At 57.0% G+C, this 16,507-nt stretch carries 17 protein-coding genes; 6 read left to right on the top strand and 11 right to left on the bottom strand.

Features of this window, described 5'->3' with window-relative positions:
* Nucleotides 1-7: 7 nt before the first annotated feature.
* The 7 genes from AC2FID_RS03605 to iscR all read right to left on the bottom strand — a co-directional run bounded on the left by AC2FID_RS03605 (nt 8) and on the right by iscR (nt 6,262).
* Entirely contained in the window at nt 8-574 is a 567-nt protein-coding gene (locus AC2FID_RS03605) for a Yip1 family protein (RefSeq protein WP_282168290.1), read from the bottom strand.
* A complete protein-coding gene (locus AC2FID_RS03610) occupies nt 571-1,056 on the bottom strand; it encodes a YIP1 family protein (protein WP_058277968.1) in 486 nt (161 codons plus the stop codon). Before AC2FID_RS03610 ends, AC2FID_RS03605 begins: the two co-directional genes overlap by 4 nt.
* Nucleotides 1,056-2,336 carry a SufB/SufD family protein gene (locus AC2FID_RS03615; protein ID WP_496835437.1) on the bottom strand — a complete coding sequence of 427 codons (1,281 nt, stop codon included), beginning with the start codon at nt 2,334-2,336 and terminating at the stop codon, nt 1,056-1,058. Before AC2FID_RS03615 ends, AC2FID_RS03610 begins: the two co-directional genes overlap by 1 nt.
* Nucleotides 2,336-3,091 carry a Fe-S cluster assembly ATPase SufC gene (gene sufC / locus AC2FID_RS03620; protein WP_058271675.1) on the bottom strand — a complete coding sequence of 252 codons (756 nt, stop codon included), beginning with the start codon at nt 3,089-3,091 and terminating at the stop codon, nt 2,336-2,338. Before sufC ends, AC2FID_RS03615 begins: the two co-directional genes overlap by 1 nt.
* Nucleotides 3,092-3,161: 70 nt before the next feature.
* Nucleotides 3,162-4,682 carry a Fe-S cluster assembly protein SufB gene (gene sufB, locus AC2FID_RS03625; protein WP_058271676.1) on the bottom strand — a complete coding sequence of 507 codons (1,521 nt, stop codon included), beginning with the start codon at nt 4,680-4,682 and terminating at the stop codon, nt 3,162-3,164.
* A 17-nt stretch (nt 4,683-4,699) separates the two neighbouring features.
* Nucleotides 4,700-5,743: a cysteine desulfurase family protein gene (locus AC2FID_RS03630; protein WP_496704208.1), complete on the bottom strand. Its 1,044-nt coding sequence runs from the start codon at nt 5,741-5,743 to the stop codon at nt 4,700-4,702.
* Between the two features lie 60 nt (nt 5,744-5,803).
* Complete coding sequence (gene iscR, locus AC2FID_RS03635) at nt 5,804-6,262, bottom strand: Fe-S cluster assembly transcriptional regulator IscR (RefSeq protein WP_058271678.1); 459 nt, start codon at nt 6,260-6,262, stop codon at nt 5,804-5,806.
* Between the two features lie 177 nt (nt 6,263-6,439).
* On the opposite strand from iscR, the gene AC2FID_RS03640 reads away from it, so the two are divergent.
* From AC2FID_RS03640 to AC2FID_RS03650, 3 genes are read left to right on the top strand one after another with little or no spacing between them, the layout of a single operon-like run.
* On the top strand, nt 6,440-7,093 hold the full coding sequence (locus tag AC2FID_RS03640; protein ID WP_058271679.1) for an alpha/beta hydrolase: 654 nt from the start codon (nt 6,440-6,442) through the stop codon (nt 7,091-7,093).
* Complete coding sequence (locus tag AC2FID_RS03645) at nt 7,093-7,338, top strand: hypothetical protein (RefSeq protein WP_058271680.1); 246 nt, start codon at nt 7,093-7,095, stop codon at nt 7,336-7,338. The genes AC2FID_RS03640 and AC2FID_RS03645 overlap by 1 nt, the downstream gene beginning before the upstream one ends.
* On the top strand, nt 7,335-8,492 hold the full coding sequence (locus tag AC2FID_RS03650) for an HD domain-containing protein (protein WP_496754089.1): 1,158 nt from the start codon (nt 7,335-7,337) through the stop codon (nt 8,490-8,492). Before AC2FID_RS03645 ends, AC2FID_RS03650 begins: the two co-directional genes overlap by 4 nt.
* A 53-nt stretch (nt 8,493-8,545) precedes the next feature.
* Here the strand turns inward: AC2FID_RS03650 and AC2FID_RS03655 are convergent, their stop codons facing one another.
* Nucleotides 8,546-8,677 carry a hypothetical protein gene (locus tag AC2FID_RS03655; protein ID WP_472723796.1) on the bottom strand — a complete coding sequence of 44 codons (132 nt, stop codon included), beginning with the start codon at nt 8,675-8,677 and terminating at the stop codon, nt 8,546-8,548.
* A gap of 205 nt (nt 8,678-8,882) precedes the next feature.
* On the opposite strand from AC2FID_RS03655, the gene AC2FID_RS03660 reads away from it, so the two are divergent.
* From AC2FID_RS03660 to AC2FID_RS03670, 3 genes are all read left to right on the top strand, one after another.
* Nucleotides 8,883-9,218 (top strand): DMT family transporter, encoded by a 336-nt coding sequence (locus tag AC2FID_RS03660; RefSeq protein WP_282151243.1) that lies wholly within the window; start codon nt 8,883-8,885, stop codon nt 9,216-9,218.
* A 76-nt stretch (nt 9,219-9,294) separates the two neighbouring features.
* The gene (gene typA / locus AC2FID_RS03665; RefSeq protein ID WP_282118403.1) at nt 9,295-11,112 is read left to right on the top strand and encodes a translational GTPase TypA; all 1,818 of its coding nucleotides are present in this window, start codon (nt 9,295-9,297) and stop codon (nt 11,110-11,112) included.
* 274 nt (nt 11,113-11,386) lie between these two features.
* Nucleotides 11,387-12,343: a hypothetical protein gene (locus AC2FID_RS03670; RefSeq protein ID WP_496835443.1), complete on the top strand. Its 957-nt coding sequence runs from the start codon at nt 11,387-11,389 to the stop codon at nt 12,341-12,343.
* Nucleotides 12,344-12,488: 145 nt separating this feature from the next.
* Here the strand turns inward: AC2FID_RS03670 and AC2FID_RS03675 are convergent, their stop codons facing one another.
* The 3 genes from AC2FID_RS03675 to alaS all read right to left on the bottom strand — a co-directional run bounded on the left by AC2FID_RS03675 (nt 12,489) and on the right by alaS (nt 16,437).
* Nucleotides 12,489-13,112, bottom strand: coding sequence for a transglutaminase-like cysteine peptidase (locus AC2FID_RS03675; RefSeq protein ID WP_282168282.1), 624 nt, complete (start codon nt 13,110-13,112; stop codon nt 12,489-12,491).
* A gap of 366 nt (nt 13,113-13,478) precedes the next feature.
* On the bottom strand, nt 13,479-13,766 hold the full coding sequence (locus tag AC2FID_RS03680; protein ID WP_113790250.1) for a DUF1330 domain-containing protein: 288 nt from the start codon (nt 13,764-13,766) through the stop codon (nt 13,479-13,481).
* A gap of 1 nt (nt 13,767) precedes the next feature.
* The gene (gene alaS / locus AC2FID_RS03685) at nt 13,768-16,437 is read right to left on the bottom strand and encodes an alanine--tRNA ligase (RefSeq protein ID WP_282168281.1); all 2,670 of its coding nucleotides are present in this window, start codon (nt 16,435-16,437) and stop codon (nt 13,768-13,770) included.
* Nucleotides 16,438-16,507 lie beyond the last annotated feature (70 nt).

Here is a 16,507-nt window from a genome sequence, read left to right on the forward strand (position 1 = left end):
CTATTCCCTATACGGGGCCGCCGGGCGTTAAAGCGAGGACAAAGGGCACTGCAATCAAAGCAGATAACACGATGACCCCGAAAGATTTAGCAAGCGAACCGAATTGGTGCGCTTCATTCAGAAAATGGAGCGTGACGTAAAGGCTGATAATTGCCGTGGCCAGCAAAAACATCAGCATCAAAAACGGCAGCACGATCGTGATGACCAGCGTGATCACCATCGCAGCGATCTGAAGGTACTGCAGCCAGATGGTCAGCGTCAGGATGTCATCGAATGTTGCGCGACCACCCAGAAACCTCCCCACGAACAGGAATGCCCCGACGCTTAGCAGCATGGCGCCGGCAGATCGGACCAGCCCCAGGAACACTGGCGTAGGTGGGGGTACGGATTCATCACCGGGGACTGGAAGCAAATGATCAATACCCAGTTGCACAAGGCCGTTGAGCACCACGGCCAGAAAGAAAGAAAGCCATAAGATTTCTCGCCCCGGGCGCATGTCCAAAAGGCGCCGGGCCGCTTGGGCGGGGTGTGTCAGGGTCAAAATCGCAAGATCAACAAAGCCAGTGGGTTTCATTCTTGCCGCCTTTGCGCTTGACTGAGACCTGCCAGCCAGAACCACAGGAACACTGCGAACCAGACGATCCCGACGAGTGTCAGGGCCGGGCCAGATCCTATGAAACCGCCGACCAAACCATTCAACAAAACCAGAGGTGTTGAGGACAATAGCGCCCAGAACAGAGCCAATCTAGCGCCATAAGACGTCCCCTGACCACCAACCAACCGGGCCGCACCGTATGAGACAAAGGCCAGCAGGTAGAAAAACAGAGGCAGAATAATGACAGTGCCCATCAAGGCACCGCCCATCAGCATATCCAGCTCAAGCCCTTCGATATGCGCGCGTCGCGCAAGGCTGGGCAATTGCGCGATGAATGCAACGATGCAAAACGCCATGACAAACATCAGCGCCCTGTCCTCGCGCGGGCCAAGATCCAGAAGCCGCCGCACGACACGACCCGGCCCCCGATAGGTGGCCACGATATCCGAGGTCAAAGGCATCAGATGTGTCGCGACAGCCAGCCTTCAAGGCGGTTCACAATGGCCTCAGCCAATACCTCATCCTCGATCTCATCGACGGCTTCGGCCAAAAATGCCAGCGTCAGCATATTGGTGGCGTCCTTAACCGAAACCCCGCGCGAACGCAGGTAAAACAGCGCCGTCTCATCAATCGCACCCGAGGTCGAGCCGTGCGAACACGCAACATCGTCGGCATAGATCTCAAGCTCTGGCTTGGCGAGGAACTGGCTGTCGTCATCCAGCAGCAAGGACTGGCTGATCTGATATCCATCAGTCTTCTGTGCGCCTTCCTTGACCAGGATCTTCCCCTGGAACACGCCGGTCGCGCCGTTGCGCAGAACTTTCTTAAAGACCTGACGGCTCTCACAGTTCACCGCGTCATGCGTAACGAAAACCGTGTCGTCATGGTGAAAATCACCATCACCTACGCAGGCGCCTGCCACATGAGCAATAGCGTCGTCGCCAGTCAGTTCGATCACCTGTTCGTTGCGTGTCAAAACTCCATTCACTGTCAGCGTGAAGGACTTAAAGACAGATTCCCGTCCCAGCCGTGTGAACATGTGAGTCGCAGCGCGACGTTCGTGGTCCCTGCCCTGCGCGCGCACGTGATGCAGCGTACCGCCATCTGCGATGTCGATCTCGATGCATTTGTTGAACCGCGATGCCGCAGGACCGTTTTCCAGAACCGTCACTTCAGCGCCGCTTTCGACACGGATGATGTGATGCAGCATGGCGTCCGAGGTCTCGGATGCATGGCGATAGATCAGGCTGATCGGCTTGGTCGGTTTGCCGGTGACGTGGATCGCAACGCCATCTGCGGCAAAGGCGGTATTCAAAGCAGCCAACGGCCGCTGAACCGGGGATTGCCCGCGCGATTCCAGAACGCCGTACAACTCTTTGGCCCAGTGAATATCCTTACAGCAGATATCCTCAATCCGGTCGATGTTGACACCTTCCAGCTCTAAATCATCCGAGTCTTCAGCGCTGAACACACCGTCGATGAAAACGATCTTCAACCGGTCGAGATTGCCAAACAGCAGCGGCTCGTCTGAGTGGAACAATGCTGCATGCGGCTGCTCGGCCGAGATCAGGGTGTCAGGGCGCGTGTACTTCCAATACTCGTCGCGCCGCCCCGGCAGGCCCATTTCCAGCACTCGCGCCAGCGCGTCTTCGCGCGCGGCCCGGGTGCAGCCGGCTTCGGGCATGGTCAGCGTGGCCAGCCGTGCCTCGGTCGCGGTTTGTTTTACTTCGGGCAAAGCCATCAGTTCACCTCGGCCAGGATGTCGGCATAACCGTTGTTTTCAACTTCCAACGCCAGTTCGGGACCACCGGTTTTAACAATGCGACCGTCCGCCATGATATGCACAACATCAGGTTTGATGTGGTCCAACAGGCGTTGATAGTGGGTGATGACCAGGAAACCACGGCCTTCATCACGCAGCGCGTTCACGCCTTCGGCCACCAGTTTCATCGCATCGACGTCCAGACCCGAATCCGTTTCGTCCAGGATGCACATCTTGGGTTCCAGCATCGCCATCTGCAGGATTTCGTTCCGCTTCTTCTCACCGCCTGAGAAGCCAACGTTTACCGGACGCTTGAGCATGTCCGCGTCGATTTTCAGCGATTTTGCCTTGGCCCGAACTTCCTTCAGGAAATCAGCAGCTGACAATTCGTCTTCGCCGCGGGCCTTGCGCTGAGCGTTCACGGCCGTGCGCAGGAAGGTCATGTTGCCAACACCCGGGATCTCAACAGGGTATTGGAACGCCAGGAAGACACCCGCAGCCGCGCGCTCTTCCGGCTCCATCTCCAAAAGGTCCTCACCTTCCAGCGTGGCAGAGCCTTCGGTCACTTCGTACCCATCGCGGCCCGACAGCACATAGCTGAGCGTCGACTTGCCCGAGCCGTTCGGCCCCATGATCGCATGTACTTTTCCGGCCTCAACCGTCAGATCGACACCTTTGAGGATTTGCTTTTCTTCTTCCTCGAGTTTCACGTGCAGGTTTTTGATTTCCAGCATTTTTTGTCCTTTTGCGTACCGCAAGGGGCCATCCGGCCCCGATATGTTCTAAATTCAGAGGAATGCGGGGTTAACCCACTGATCCTTCGAGGCTGATGGCCACCAGCTGCTGCGCTTCCATGGCAAACTCCATCGGCAACGCCTGCAGGACGTCCTTGCAGAACCCGTTGACGACCAGCGCCACGGCCTCTTCCTCGTCCATGCCGCGCTGACGGCAGTAGAACAGTTGATCGTCATCCACTTTGGAGGTCGTCGCCTCATGCTCCACGCGCGATGAATTGTTGCGAACCTCGATATACGGTACCGTATGAGCCCCGCATTTATCGCCGATCAGCAAGCTGTCGCACTGTGTATAGTTGCGGCTGTCCTTCGCCTTGGGGTGCATCGAAACCAGACCGCGATAGGTGTTCTGTGCTTTACCCGCGCTGATCCCCTTGGACACGATGCGCGACTTGGTGTTCTTGCCCAGATGCACCATTTTGGTGCCGGTATCAGCTTGCTGCATGTTGTTGGTAATGGCGATCGAGTAAAACTCACCCTGGCTTTCATCACCGCGCAGGATGCAGGACGGGTACTTCCAGGTCACGGCGGATCCGGTTTCCACTTGGGTCCACATCACCTTGGACCGATCACCCCGGCAATCGGCGCGCTTGGTCACAAAGTTGTAGATACCGCCCTTGCCGTTTTCATCCCCGGGGAACCAGTTCTGAACGGTCGAGTATTTCACCTCGGCATCTTCTTCGATGATGATCTCAACAACGGCCGCGTGCAGCTGGGCCGTGTCGCGCTGCGGCGCGGTGCAGCCTTCCAGATACGAAACGTAAGAACCCTTGTCCGCGATAATCAGTGTGCGTTCGAACTGACCCGTGTTTTCCGCGTTGATGCGGAAATAGGTGCTCAGCTCCATCGGGCAGCGCACGCCTGGCGGGATGTAGACAAACGAGCCATCCGAGAACACGGCCGAGTTCAGCGTGGCGTAAAAGTTGTCAGAAACAGGCACAACGGTGCCAAGATATTTTTTGACCAGCTCAGGGTGTTCCCTGATCGCCTCTGAGATCGAACAGAAGATCACGCCATGTTTGGCCAGTTCGTCCTGGAACGTTGTGCCAACGGAAACCGAGTCGAACACCGCATCCACCGCCACCTTGCGACCTTCGGCAGGCATGTCCTCGGCGCCTTCGACACCGGCCAGAATCATCTGCTCTTTCAGTGGGATACCAAGCTTTTCGTATGTGGCCAGAAGCTTGGGATCGACCTCATCCAGCGATTTGGGCTTTTCCTCCATCGACTTGGGACGGGCATAGTAATACTGGTCCTGAAAGTCGATCTTGGGATAGTGGACCATAGCCCAGTTCGGCTCGTCCATCTTTGTCCAGCGTTCGAAGGCCGCCAGACGCCATTCCGTCATCCATTCGGGCTCTTCGTTCTTTTCCGAGATCAGCCGGACGATATCCGGGTTTACGCCCTTGGGAGCATATTCCATCTCGATATCGGTATCCCAACCGTATTTGTAGGTACTGACCTCGCGTACCGCGTCCACGGTTTCCTGATCGACACCTTCTTTTACCTGGGTCTGGTCCAAAGCGGCCATATGACACCTCCGTCAGATCACGCGGCGCGCGCGCGATGCTTCTTTTCTTTTTCAAGCCACGTTTCGGCGAAACGCAGCACATCTTCTTCAGTGGTCAAAGGTCCCAGAGACACGCGAATCGCGCTTGCTGCTGTGACCTCATCAAAACCCATCGCGGTTAACACCGCGCTTGCCCGGACCTTGCCGCTGGAACAGGCAGAACCTGCACTGATAGCGAAACCTGCCAGATCCATCTGCATGACCTGCGTTTCGCCCTTCCAGCCGGGGGTTGCGAAACACGAGGTATTCGGAAGGCGGTCCTGACCTTTCCCGACAAAAATAGTAGATTTAGAACCAGCCTCAAGGGCATTTTCTAGAATATTTCTAAATTCACGAACCTGTTCCCAGATACCATTTGAAAGATCCCGCGCCGCAGCTTCAGCTGCCGCCCCGAACCCCGCGATTCCAATGACATTTTCGGTGCCTGACCGTCGGCCCATCTCTTGCCCACCGCCTTTGATCATTGCAGGCAGTTCAGTGCCACGTTTCATCACCACCGCGCCAATACCTTTCGGGCCGCCCAGCTTATGGGCCGAAATCAACGCCATCTGGACGCCCAGCCAATTAAAAGCCACCGGCAATTTGCCAAAGGCCTGTGTCGCGTCTGTCACCGCCAATCCGTTTGGCAACGATTGGACAATCCCCGTCTCGGAATTCGCCAATTGCAGGGTCGACTGCTGGGGGTTTGACACGTCCACCTGACCAGATTGCGACGCGGGCAAGTCTTCGGTGATCCATGATCTGATCGCGTCATGCTCAATCGCGGACCCGTGCAAATCACGATTGATCAATGTCAGCGCTGCCCCTTCGGTCGAACCTGATGTGAACACAACGTCTGCCCCATCCGCACCAAATGCGGCTGCAACCTGCGCCCTTGCCCGCTCGATCAGAGCCTTGGCCGCACGGCCCTCGGCGTGAACGGACGAAGGGTTCCCGCACAATTCCATCGCCGCCACCATGGCCTGGCGGGCCTCGGGGCGCAGCGGTGTTGTTGCGTTATGATCCAGATAAACACGATTCATGGATACATCTTTTCCTGGTCGCAAAGCGGGGAAGAAACCCAAGAGGCAAACAGCATTAGATTACTCATCAACGATGGAAAACAGACTGGGAACTGCCGGGCACGGGGCCAAGTCGTTCTTGATCACGTCAGACAGGCGCGTCTGGTGCAAAAAAACGTAGACATGCGCACTGAGACCTTCCCAAAGACGGTTGGTCAAAGACTGCGCCCGGCTGCCCGAGGATGCCCCGGATGCCCCGGCACCTTTTTGCAGCGCGTCCACGGTTTCATCCACCGCCGCCAGAACTTCGACCACCCGAATCTCGGAAGCAGGCCGCGCCAGACGATACCCGCCGCCCGGTCCACGTACGGACGAAACCAGTTCGGCCCGGCGCAATTTGACGAAAAGCTGTTCAAGATAAGGAAGCGAGACATCCTGACGTTCGGAAATTTCGCTAAGCGTCACCAAGCGGTCCGAGGGCTGTAGAGCAATATCAGCCAGTGCAACCATCGCGTAACGACCCTTTGTCGAAAGCTTCATTGTCTTTCCCTCATGGCAGGTTATAAGCGAAAACATTGACGCCGCCGCCGCCAGTGCGTATCTCCGACAGGCAGCGCCTTGCGCAAAGCATCATAATTAGAACCGTTCTAAAGTGCCTTACGATTACCGTCAAGTATATCGTGGCATCAGGAAGAAAAAGACAGGACCAAAGCACACATGCCCGAGGTGATTTTTCCCGGACCCGAAGGCCGCCTGGAAGGCCGCTACCACCCGCAAAAGGAAAAAGACGCACCGATTGCCATCGTGCTGCACCCGCATCCACAATTCGGCGGGACCATGAACAACAAGGTGGTCTATAATCTGCACTATGCGTTTTACAACATGGGCTTCACCGTGTTGCGATTTAACTTCCGCGGCGTGGGCCGCAGCCAGGGCGAATACGATCAGGGCATCGGTGAGCTGAGCGATGCAGCGTCAGCGCTGGATTATCTGCAGTCGATGAACAACAACTCTAAGCACTGCTGGGTTGCCGGCTTCTCGTTCGGTGCCTGGATCGGAATGCAGCTGCTGATGCGCCGCCCAGAAATTACGGGCTTTATTAGCGTGTCGCCACCAGCCAACATGTATGACTTCTCGTTCTTGGCCCCCTGCCCTTCGTCCGGCCTGATCATCAACGGCTCGTCCGACCGTGTGGCCCCGCCCGCCGACACCACGTCGCTGGTCAACAAACTGCACGAACAAAAGGGCATCACCATCACCCATAACGAGGTTGAGGGTGCTGATCACTTCTTCCAGGACCGTCACATGGACACGCTGATCACCGATGTCAGTGACTATGTGAAGCGTCGCCTGACCGAGAACACGCGCTAATGTCGAATACCATCACAACGCTTGCGGCCAAACTGGCCGAGGACACAATGAAGGTGATGGACGAAACCGGCAATGATCGTTTCTTTGTCGAGGTGGGAGAGCTTTTGGGCGCCTCCTCCCAGACCTTGGAAGAGGCCTTTTTGACCGAAATGCGTGTACGCATCGCTGAACGCAAAGCGCGCAAGTTTGTCATCGACGCACTGACCAAACATCGATCCCAGGTGAAAGCGATTGAAAAGAAATGACTGAAAGACTGTCCGCGCAACTTGAATTCCTGAAACGCGCGGACAGGCTAAAGTCGGTCGATCGCGCCAATGCGCTACTGGATCGGTCCCGCCCTGAAAACTCTGCAGAACACAGCTGGCACCTGGCCTTATGGGCATTGACGATGGAGCCGTTGGCGGGTGACGACGTTAACATTAACCGCGTCATACGCATGCTGCTGTTGCACGATCTGGTCGAGATCATCGTCGGCGATCACCCCATTCACCTGGAAACCGATTGGAACGCCGTGGAACGCGCCGAGCGCGCGGCGGCGGACGAGTTGTTTAGTCTCTTGCCGGACGATCAGACGTCTGCGTTTCAAGCCCTGTGGGAAGAGTTCGAGGCCGACACGACGTCGGACGCGAAATTCGCCAAGTATCTGGACCGATGCCAACCACTGTTTCAAGTCTTGTGTTCGCCAACCCCCAACCCGGATCATGTTGAAGTAGCGCGGGAAAACCTCTGCAGTGGTCGCGCCGCGTATTTGGCACGGGAATTCCCCCAAGCACACGCTCTGGCCAGCGCCATGCTGCACGCGCAGTCAACGCCCGAAACTGCGTTTTCTGAACGGCTGGCTTTTCTGACTGAGGCAGACCGCCTGAAGTCCGTTTACCGCGCCTCGCGCCTGTTGTCTGATGATCGGTTTGAAAACTCGGCCGAACATTCCTGGCACATCATGCTGTTTGCTTGGGTTTTGGCGGAATACGCGCAGCCCGGTGTATCGCTGGACCAAGTCCTGAAAATGCTTCTGCTGCATGACATCGTCGAAATTGATGCCGGAGATCACCCCATCCACGGTCAAGTCGACCACGCCGCACAAGAAGCCGAGGAAAAGGCAGCAGCCGACAGGTTGTTTGGGTTGTTGCCCGAGGCACCGCAGCACGCCTTCCGAATGCTTTGGGAGGAGTTCGAAGCCGCCGAGTCACCAGACGCGCGATTTGCCAAGGCGATCGATCGGTTTCAAACCCCAGTCGGGAACCTTGAAACAGGTGGCGGATCCTGGGTCGATTACAACGTGACGTTTGCCCAGATCGAACGCCGTGTTGGAACGCCGATCAATCGCGGCGCACCGGCGCTGTGGTCATGGTTGCGACCGCAACTGAGTACGTATTTTTCAGAAAACACTGTAGGTTGAGCCAATAGAAAAAGGGGCGCAAAGGCCCCTTTTCCAATCGTTCCGGCAGGCACTTAAACCTGAAAACTTTCAAACCGCTCAACACCACTGGCTGCGTTTATGTCGACGGACCCCCCGCCCGCAAGCCACCCAAGCGCCACTATGAATGCCGAAGCAACGATCACGGATATCGCAAATTTCGTCATTGAAAACTCATAAAAGAAAACTAAAAACCTCCCATTTCATATCAGAATTTTTCTCTTTGAAACAGTATGGTTATCCTGACCTCTTCGGTGGGAAGTCCGGGTTCTTCCGACACAGAACTTTTCCAGATATCCATTCACATTCCCCTTGTCGTGAATTGGGATTTTGTGGTCAACCTCCCCAACTGCAACTGAATCGAGACCTGCCGTGCCCAAAGCCTATCTCATCCTATTGCTGGCGGTTTTCGCCGAAACAATTGGCACAACGGCGCTGCAGGCCAGCCAGCAGTTCAGCCGGTTTTGGCCCTCTGTTTTGGTTGTCGTGGGTTACGGAGTTGCTTTTTACTTACTGGGCCTCACCCTGAAATTTATGCCGGTCGGCATCGTCTATGCCATTTGGTCAGGCTTGGGGATCGTTCTGATCGCCATCATAGGCTTCATTGTTTTTGGTCAGCGCCTGGACTGGCCTGCGGTGCTCGGTTTGGCGATGATATTGGCCGGAATCCTGATCATTCACCTGTTTTCCAGCACAGCGGGCCACTGACGACCGGTTAGGGCTGGCCTATTCAGCCAATCCGCGTTATGCGCGCGGCAACTTCCCGTTCAAAGGCTGACCTCTCATGGACCTGCGCAATATCGCAATCATCGCTCACGTGGACCACGGTAAAACGACCCTGGTGGATGAGCTGCTCAAACAATCCGGTGCGTTCCGGGAAAACCAGGCGGTGGCCGAACGCGCCATGGATAGCAATGATCTGGAGCGCGAACGCGGCATCACCATCCTTGCCAAAGCGACCTCGGTCGAATGGAAAGGCACCCGGGTCAACATCGTTGACACCCCCGGCCACGCCGATTTCGGTGGCGAGGTTGAGCGGATCCTCAGCATGGTCGACGGTGTTGTCCTGTTGGTGGACGCCGCCGAAGGCCCGATGCCGCAGACCAAATTCGTGACGTCCAAGGCGTTGGCGCTGGGCCTGCGTCCCATCGTAGTGCTGAACAAGGTCGACAAACCCGACGCTGAACCCGACCGCGCACTTGATGAATGCTTTGACTTGTTCGCCAACCTCGGCGCTGACGACGATCAGCTGGATTTTCCTGCCATGTATGCCTCAGGCCGTTCCGGCTGGGCAGATATGGAGCTGGACGGGCCGCGCAAGGACCTGACCGCCTTGTTCGATCTGATTGTCGATCACGTCCCTGCCCCAAAGCAGGTCGAAAACAAAGACGAACCCTTCCGCATGCTGGCCACGACGCTGGGCAGCGATCCGTTCATCGGTCGCATCCTGACCGGTCGTGTGGAAAGCGGCACTTTGAAAGCGGGCGACAACCTCAAGGCGCTGAGCCGCGATGGCACGCTGATCGAAAACTTCCGCGCTTCGAAAATCCTCGCGTTCCGCGGACTGGCCCAACAGCCCATCGACGTGGCCGAAGCCGGTGACATCGTCACCATTGCAGGCATGAGCAAGGCAACTGTGGCCGACTCGTTGGTTTCGCCGCAGGTTGACGAAGCCCTGCCCGCACAACCCATCGACCCGCCAACCATCACTGTGACCTTCGGCATCAACGACTCGCCGCTGGCCGGTCGGGACGGCAAGAAAGTTCAGTCGCGTGTTATCCGCGACCGCCTGATGAAAGAGGCCGAGTCAAACGTTGCCATCCGCATCAGCGACACACCTGGCGGCGATGCCTTTGAGGTTGCTGGCCGTGGCGAATTGCAGATGGGCGTTCTGATCGAGAACATGCGCCGTGAAGGGTTCGAGCTCAGCATCTCACGTCCGCAGGTTCTGTTCCGCGAGGAAGACGGCCAGCGCATGGAGCCCATCGAAGAAGTCACTATTGACGTCGACGATGAATATTCAGGCTCGGTGATCGAAAAGATCACCGGCGCGCGTAAAGGTGAACTGGCCGAAATGCGTCCGGCCGGCGCGGGCAAGACCCGTATTATCGCGCATGTACCGTCGCGCGGGTTGATTGGATACCATGGTGAATTCCTGACCGACACGCGCGGCACCGGTGTTCTGAACCGTGTGTTCCACGGCTGGGCAGCCCACAAAGGCCCGATCCCGGGTCGTCGTGCGGGGGTTTTGATCTCGATGGAAAACGGACAGGCCGTGGCTTATGCACTGTGGAACCTGGAAGAGCGCGGCCGGATGTTTGTTGCCCCGCAAACCGACGTGTATCAGGGCATGGTCATCGGCGAGCACTCACGCGATAACGACCTTGAGGTGAACCCGCTCAAAGGCAAGAAACTGACCAACGTACGCGCCAGCGGTTCCGATGACGCCGTCCGCCTGACACCTCATATCCAGTATTCTCTGGAAGAGGCGATTGCCTATATCGATGATGACGAACTGGTTGAGGTCACTCCAAACGCCATTCGGTTGCGCAAGCGTTTCCTTGACCCGCACGAGCGGAAACGGATGGCAAGATCGGCCTGATCCGACCCAGAGCATTGTTTCTTAGCAGGCTACAATGCCTCAATTGTGACATTTTTGCTTCCTGGATGGCAAAATTAACCAAAAAAAAGTCCGTCCCAGCGACGGGCTTTTTTGTTGTTTTTCATATAGTTTCACCAATAGGTTGCATACTTCCCCGCTTTTTTTGCAGACACCCAGCAAAAAAATGAGGCAAGATACAGATGTATTTTTGTCAAATCTGTGGCACAATTACTTAATTCAAAGGTGTTGGTAATGAGTTTAAAGGAGTAGCGCTATGCGCGTAAGGTCCCGTTTATATTCGTTTGTATTTTTATCCGCGGCATTCCCATTGATGACAACAAGCACGGCTTATGCGGCTGAGGTTTGTAATGTCAAAACAGCCCGGCAATCTGTATCCACCGAAACGCTTTGTAGTTGCAAGGTCGTCGACAAGCGGATGCTGCGTTACATTCAGCGTCGTGCCGACTTTGAGGACATCTTAGCCCGCACGTCCCAGACGTGCCCCCTGTTCGCGGCCATTTTGACCGACATCCCAACGGCGTCAGTTCGAACCGATCGAAATGATGACAATGACAACAACTCGGTGAGCCGCAGCGGCGCATCCGCAGGTAACACCGGTGGCAGTGGCGGCTCGGGCGGTTCAGGTTCGTCGACAAATGGTGGCGAAGGCGACAATGGCGGCGACGGCCGCAGTGGCGGCGGCGGTGGTTCCGACGATGGCGGCGGCGGCGGTGGTTCCGACGATGGCGGCGGCGGCAGCAACGGCGGCGGCAGCAACGGCGGCGGCAGCAATGGCAGCGGCGGCAGCAATGGCGGCGCGGACTCCGGTAGCGGTAGCGGCGGCGGCGGCAGCAACGGTGGCGGTAACTCCGGCAGCGGTGACGGCAACGGCGGCAGCAACGGCGGCGGAAACTCCAGCAGCGGTGACGGCAATGGCGGCAGCAATGGTGGTGGAAACTCCGACAGCGGCGACGGCAACGGCGGCAGCAATGGCGGTGGAAACTCCAATGATGGCGACGGCAATGGTGGCAGCAATGGCGACGGCAATGACGGCGGTGGCAGTGATGGCAGCGGCGGCGGTGACGGCGGCGGCGGCAACGATGGCAGCGGCGGTGGTGACGGCGGCGGTGGCAGCGATGGCAGCGGCGGTGGTGCAGGCGGCGGTGGCAGCGACGGCAGCGGCGGCGGTGCCGGTGGCGGCGGCGCCGATGGCAGCGGCGGTACCCTCTGACGCGATCGAATGCAAAGCAGCCTGAATTCTTAGGTTATGCCTTGAAAAACCCCGAAAACGTCTCGACGTTCGGTCTGAAAAACAAAGGGGCGACAATCGTGTCGCCCCTTTTTTCTTGCTTAATCTGATAGATGAGTTGAAAGCCTTAGCTTCTTCCGTACACACCGACCCAATTGCTGGGCTTAGTCGGATCCTGCATCCGAAGGAACAAATACCGCGTGGCCGACCAAGGTTTTATCCGATTGGTCAAATTGTCCAGCACCAGATCCCCCCGAGCGGAGCGATAGACAAGAACTGCATGTGCGTTCCGGCGCGTATCCAACACCGTCGCGATCAGCAATTTGTTAGGATCAACACCTGCCCTGATCAGATCTCTTTTCTTCAAAAGAGCAAAATCTTCGCAATCCCCGCCGCGCGTTGTCGGCAAAGCCCACCGCTCGGTGGTACGGTATTGCGTCTGATCCGTAACCGCGCGCGTCGTTGCGTTGACCTGACGGTTGATCCGCTCAATGATCTGCATTTCCTGCTGTGACGTCATGCGCACCGACGCCTTACTGGCACATGCCCAAGCATACTGACGGCACAATTGCTGCGCGCCCGAAGGCGGAGGGGACGCCGCGAGGGTTCGGATGAAGCTGCCCTCGCTCGCATCCACTTGGGACCCGGCAAGCGTCGCCCCGCATACCAATACGGCAATCCCCACTGCCCGACCTGAATATGTTTTTAACCGCCCGAGAGCAGCTTGGAGTCCGATATCTTCCGATTTCATGCCTGTACCTCGATCCCTGTTCACTCGACGATTGTCGACAAACGGGACCGCGTGCGATTAGAACCAACTAACGGTATACGGTAGCGCTTGTACAATCTGGGGCGAACGTGAAGGGGAAAAAAGGCGGAAATTCGTCACTCATTAAGACCATTTCGCGCTGGAATTGAGGGCAACGCGCCACAATCTAGGCGGGAAAATACCCGGCAACTCGTGTCAAAATAAAGTAAGATGCTGGAATCACATAGATTTCGTGTGCGTCCAAAATTGCCACAATACCGTTCACTTCACTTGTGAACAGTTCGGCTGAATTCCGCCCATGAATGTATCTGATCGGCGGAAAATCCACCGACCAGACCGGGCTCATTTTCAGTCGGTAACTTCTACAACCACCAGTTCACGCTCACTTGCGCCGCGCGCGTGGTCCAGGGCCTGCTGGTATTCCGGTGAATTATAGCACTCGACCGCGGCCTCGACGGACGGAAACTTGGCGACCACATTGCGCGGACGCTCCTTCCCTTCCAGTTGGACGTAACGTGCAGCGCGGGCAATAAACGCCCCGCCGTGCTTGGCAATCGCAGGCCCTGCGAGCTCCGCGTATTTCGCATATGCGTCCGCATCCGTCACGGTGACGTGGGCAATCCAGAGTGCAGCCATCTTATCCTCCCAAAACCTGTTCTGCGGCTTTGATCGCCGCATCTGCGTTCGACGCGTCCTTGCCACCGCCCTGTGCCATGTCGGGGCGTCCACCGCCGCCTTTACCGCCCAGTTCTGCGACAGCCGCACGAACTAGATCAACGGCCGAGACTTTGTCGATCAGATCGGCCGTCACACCGGCGGCCACAGCAGCCTTACCGCCCGCATCCGCGATCAGCAGAACGGCACCAGACCCCAGACGGCTTTTGTGTTCATCAATCAACGCCGGCAAGTCCTTGCCCGATACGCCGTTCAGCGCCTGCGCAAGGAAGGCGACCCCGTTCACATTACGCGCTTCGCTGCCACCCTGCCCGGCCCCTCCGGCCATGGCCAGATCGCGGCGCAGCTGCGCCACTTCGTTTTGCAGCGATTTGCGTTCGTCCAACAGCAAAGACAATCGTGTTGGAACCTCGGTAGGTTGCGCCTTAAGAAGTGATGCAGATTCGGCGAGTTTAGAATAGTAGTCTCGCAGCAATAACGTTGCAGATTCACCCGTAATCGCCTCAATTCGTCTTACCCCCGCAGAGGATGCCGCGTCCCCCAAGATGACAAACGACCCAATATCACCAGTCTGGCGAACATGCGTACCGCCACACAGCTCAATCGACCATGTCTCGCCATCCTGACCCTTGCCGGTCGGAGCTTTGCCCATGGACACAACCCGGACTTCGTCGCCGTATTTCTCGCCAAACAGCGCCTGTGCGCCCAATTCGCGCGCATCATCGGGGGTCATGATCCGCGTTTCGACAGTCGAGTTCTGACGGATGAAGTCATTCACATCGCGTTCGACCTTTTGAATCTCATCCCCGCTCAGCGCCTTGGAATGGCTAAAGTCAAAGCGCAACCGGTCGGCCGCGTTCAGCGAGCCGCGCTGTGCAACATGATCGCCCAGCGTTTCACGCAACGCCTCGTGCAGCAGGTGCGTGGCCGAGTGGTTTGCGCGAATTGCCGTGCGCCGCGCGTGGTCGACCTCAAGCTCGACCGCGTCACCTTTGGACAAAGCGCCCTGATCAACGGTCACTTTGTGGGCATAGATTTTGCCATCGGCGAATTTTCTGGTGTCTTCGACCCGCGCCATGTCATCGCGTTCTTCAAGACGACGGATTTCGCCAGTATCACCGATCTGACCGCCAGCTTCGCCATAAAACGGCGTCTGGTTGACAATCACCCAACCGGATCCGCCCTTTTCAATTGTGTCGACCAATGCACCATCGACCACCAAAGCGGCAATCTGCCCTTCGGCCTTTTCCGTGTCATAGCCCAGAAAATCCGTAGCTCCGGCAGTATCCAGCACATCAAACCACACTGCCTGATCTGCAGCCTCACCCGAACCGGCCCATGCCGCACGGGCCTTGGCTTTTTGTTCGGCCATGGCCGCGTCGAATCCGTCCGTGTCCACGGAACGACCCTTTTCGCGCAGGGCATCCTGCGTCAGGTCCAGTGGGAATCCATACGTGTCGTACAATTTGAATGCCGCATCACCCGGAAGCGCCGCGCCCTCGGGCAAGCCTGCAACTTCATCATCCAGGAGTTTCAGACCACGATCGAGGGTTTGCTTAAACCGCGTTTCCTCCAACAGCAGCGTCTCTTCGATCAACGGCTGCGCCTGTCCCAACTCGGTGTATTGCGCTCCCATCAGCTGCACCAGACTTGGCACCAGCTGATACATAACCGGATCTTTCGCCCCCAGAAGATGCGCATGACGCATAGCACGACGCATGATCCGGCGCAGCACATAGCCACGCCCGTCATTGGACGGCATCACGCCATCAGCGATCAGGAAGGATGTCGCGCGCAGGTGGTCCGCAATTACCCGGTGGTGCACATTCTGGTCGCCATAGGGGTCAACCCCGGTGGCATGAGCAGACGCTTCGATCAATGTCTTGAACAGGTCGGTGTCATAGTTGTCATGGCTGCCCTGCAGCAGCGCGCCAATCCGTTCCAGCCCCATGCCGGTGTCGATCGACTGCATGTCGAGTTCGACCATCGAGCCGTCCTCGAATTGCTCGTTCTGCATGAAAACGATGTTCCAGATTTCAATGAACCGGTCGCCGTCTTCGTCGGGCGATCCCGGAGGACCACCCCAGATGTGATCGCCATGGTCGTAGAAAATCTCGGTACACGGTCCACACGGACCAGTCGGACCCATCTGCCAGAAATTGTCGCTAGTGGCGATGCGGATAATCCGGTCTTCGGGAACGCCGACCTTTTTCCAGATCTCGAACGCCTCGTCATCCGTGTGATACACCGTTGCCAACAGGCGGTTCTTGTCGATGCCGAATTCCTTGGTGATCAACTCCCACGCAAACGGAATCGCCTCGTGTTTGAAGTAATTGCCGAAGGAAAAGTTGCCCAGCATTTCAAAGAAGGTGTGGTGCCGCGCGGTATAACCAACGTTATCGAGGTCATTGTGCTTACCGCCGGCGCGCACGCATTTCTGTGCCGTCGTGGCGCGCTGATAATCACGGGTTTCAACACCGGTAAACAGGTTCTTGAACTGCACCATGCCCGAGTTCACGAACATCAATGTCGGGTCATTGCGCGGAACCAGCGGGCTGGACGCGACAATTTCATGCCCCTGTTTGGCAAAATAATTCAGAAAGGTTGAGCGGATATCATTCAGCGTGGGCATATGGCTCTCTCGGCGCGCAATCTCAGTGTTCTGAAATGGTTTATCCCCGTCCCAATGGATAGTCCACAAA

The sequence above is a fragment of the Ruegeria sp. CDSC068 genome, assembly GCF_059610545.1.

What these genes read in the sequence shown, in the direction of transcription:
- AC2FID_RS03655 (WP_472723796.1), bottom strand. Translation starts at nt 8,677, where the DNA reads ATGACGAAATTTGCGATATCCGTGATCGTTGCTTCGGCATTCATAGTG.
- AC2FID_RS03610 (WP_058277968.1), bottom strand. Translation starts at nt 1,056, where the DNA reads ATGCCTTTGACCTCGGATATCGTGGCCACCTATCGGGGGCCGGGTCGT.
- AC2FID_RS03640 (WP_058271679.1), top strand. Translation starts at nt 6,440, where the DNA reads ATGCCCGAGGTGATTTTTCCCGGACCCGAAGGCCGCCTGGAAGGCCGC.
- AC2FID_RS03650 (WP_496754089.1), top strand. Translation starts at nt 7,335, where the DNA reads ATGACTGAAAGACTGTCCGCGCAACTTGAATTCCTGAAACGCGCGGAC.
- AC2FID_RS03645 (WP_058271680.1), top strand. Translation starts at nt 7,093, where the DNA reads ATGTCGAATACCATCACAACGCTTGCGGCCAAACTGGCCGAGGACACA.
- alaS (WP_282168281.1), bottom strand. Translation starts at nt 16,437, where the DNA reads ATGCCCACGCTGAATGATATCCGCTCAACCTTTCTGAATTATTTTGCC.
- AC2FID_RS03630 (WP_496704208.1), bottom strand. Translation starts at nt 5,743, where the DNA reads ATGAATCGTGTTTATCTGGATCATAACGCAACAACACCGCTGCGCCCC.
- typA (WP_282118403.1), top strand. Translation starts at nt 9,295, where the DNA reads ATGGACCTGCGCAATATCGCAATCATCGCTCACGTGGACCACGGTAAA.
- AC2FID_RS03675 (WP_282168282.1), bottom strand. Translation starts at nt 13,112, where the DNA reads ATGAAATCGGAAGATATCGGACTCCAAGCTGCTCTCGGGCGGTTAAAA.
- sufB (WP_058271676.1), bottom strand. Translation starts at nt 4,682, where the DNA reads ATGGCCGCTTTGGACCAGACCCAGGTAAAAGAAGGTGTCGATCAGGAA.
- AC2FID_RS03615 (WP_496835437.1), bottom strand. Translation starts at nt 2,336, where the DNA reads ATGGCTTTGCCCGAAGTAAAACAAACCGCGACCGAGGCACGGCTGGCC.
- AC2FID_RS03670 (WP_496835443.1), top strand. Translation starts at nt 11,387, where the DNA reads ATGCGCGTAAGGTCCCGTTTATATTCGTTTGTATTTTTATCCGCGGCA.
- sufC (WP_058271675.1), bottom strand. Translation starts at nt 3,091, where the DNA reads ATGCTGGAAATCAAAAACCTGCACGTGAAACTCGAGGAAGAAGAAAAG.
- iscR (WP_058271678.1), bottom strand. Translation starts at nt 6,262, where the DNA reads ATGAAGCTTTCGACAAAGGGTCGTTACGCGATGGTTGCACTGGCTGAT.
- AC2FID_RS03680 (WP_113790250.1), bottom strand. Translation starts at nt 13,766, where the DNA reads ATGGCTGCACTCTGGATTGCCCACGTCACCGTGACGGATGCGGACGCA.
- AC2FID_RS03605 (WP_282168290.1), bottom strand. Translation starts at nt 574, where the DNA reads ATGAAACCCACTGGCTTTGTTGATCTTGCGATTTTGACCCTGACACAC.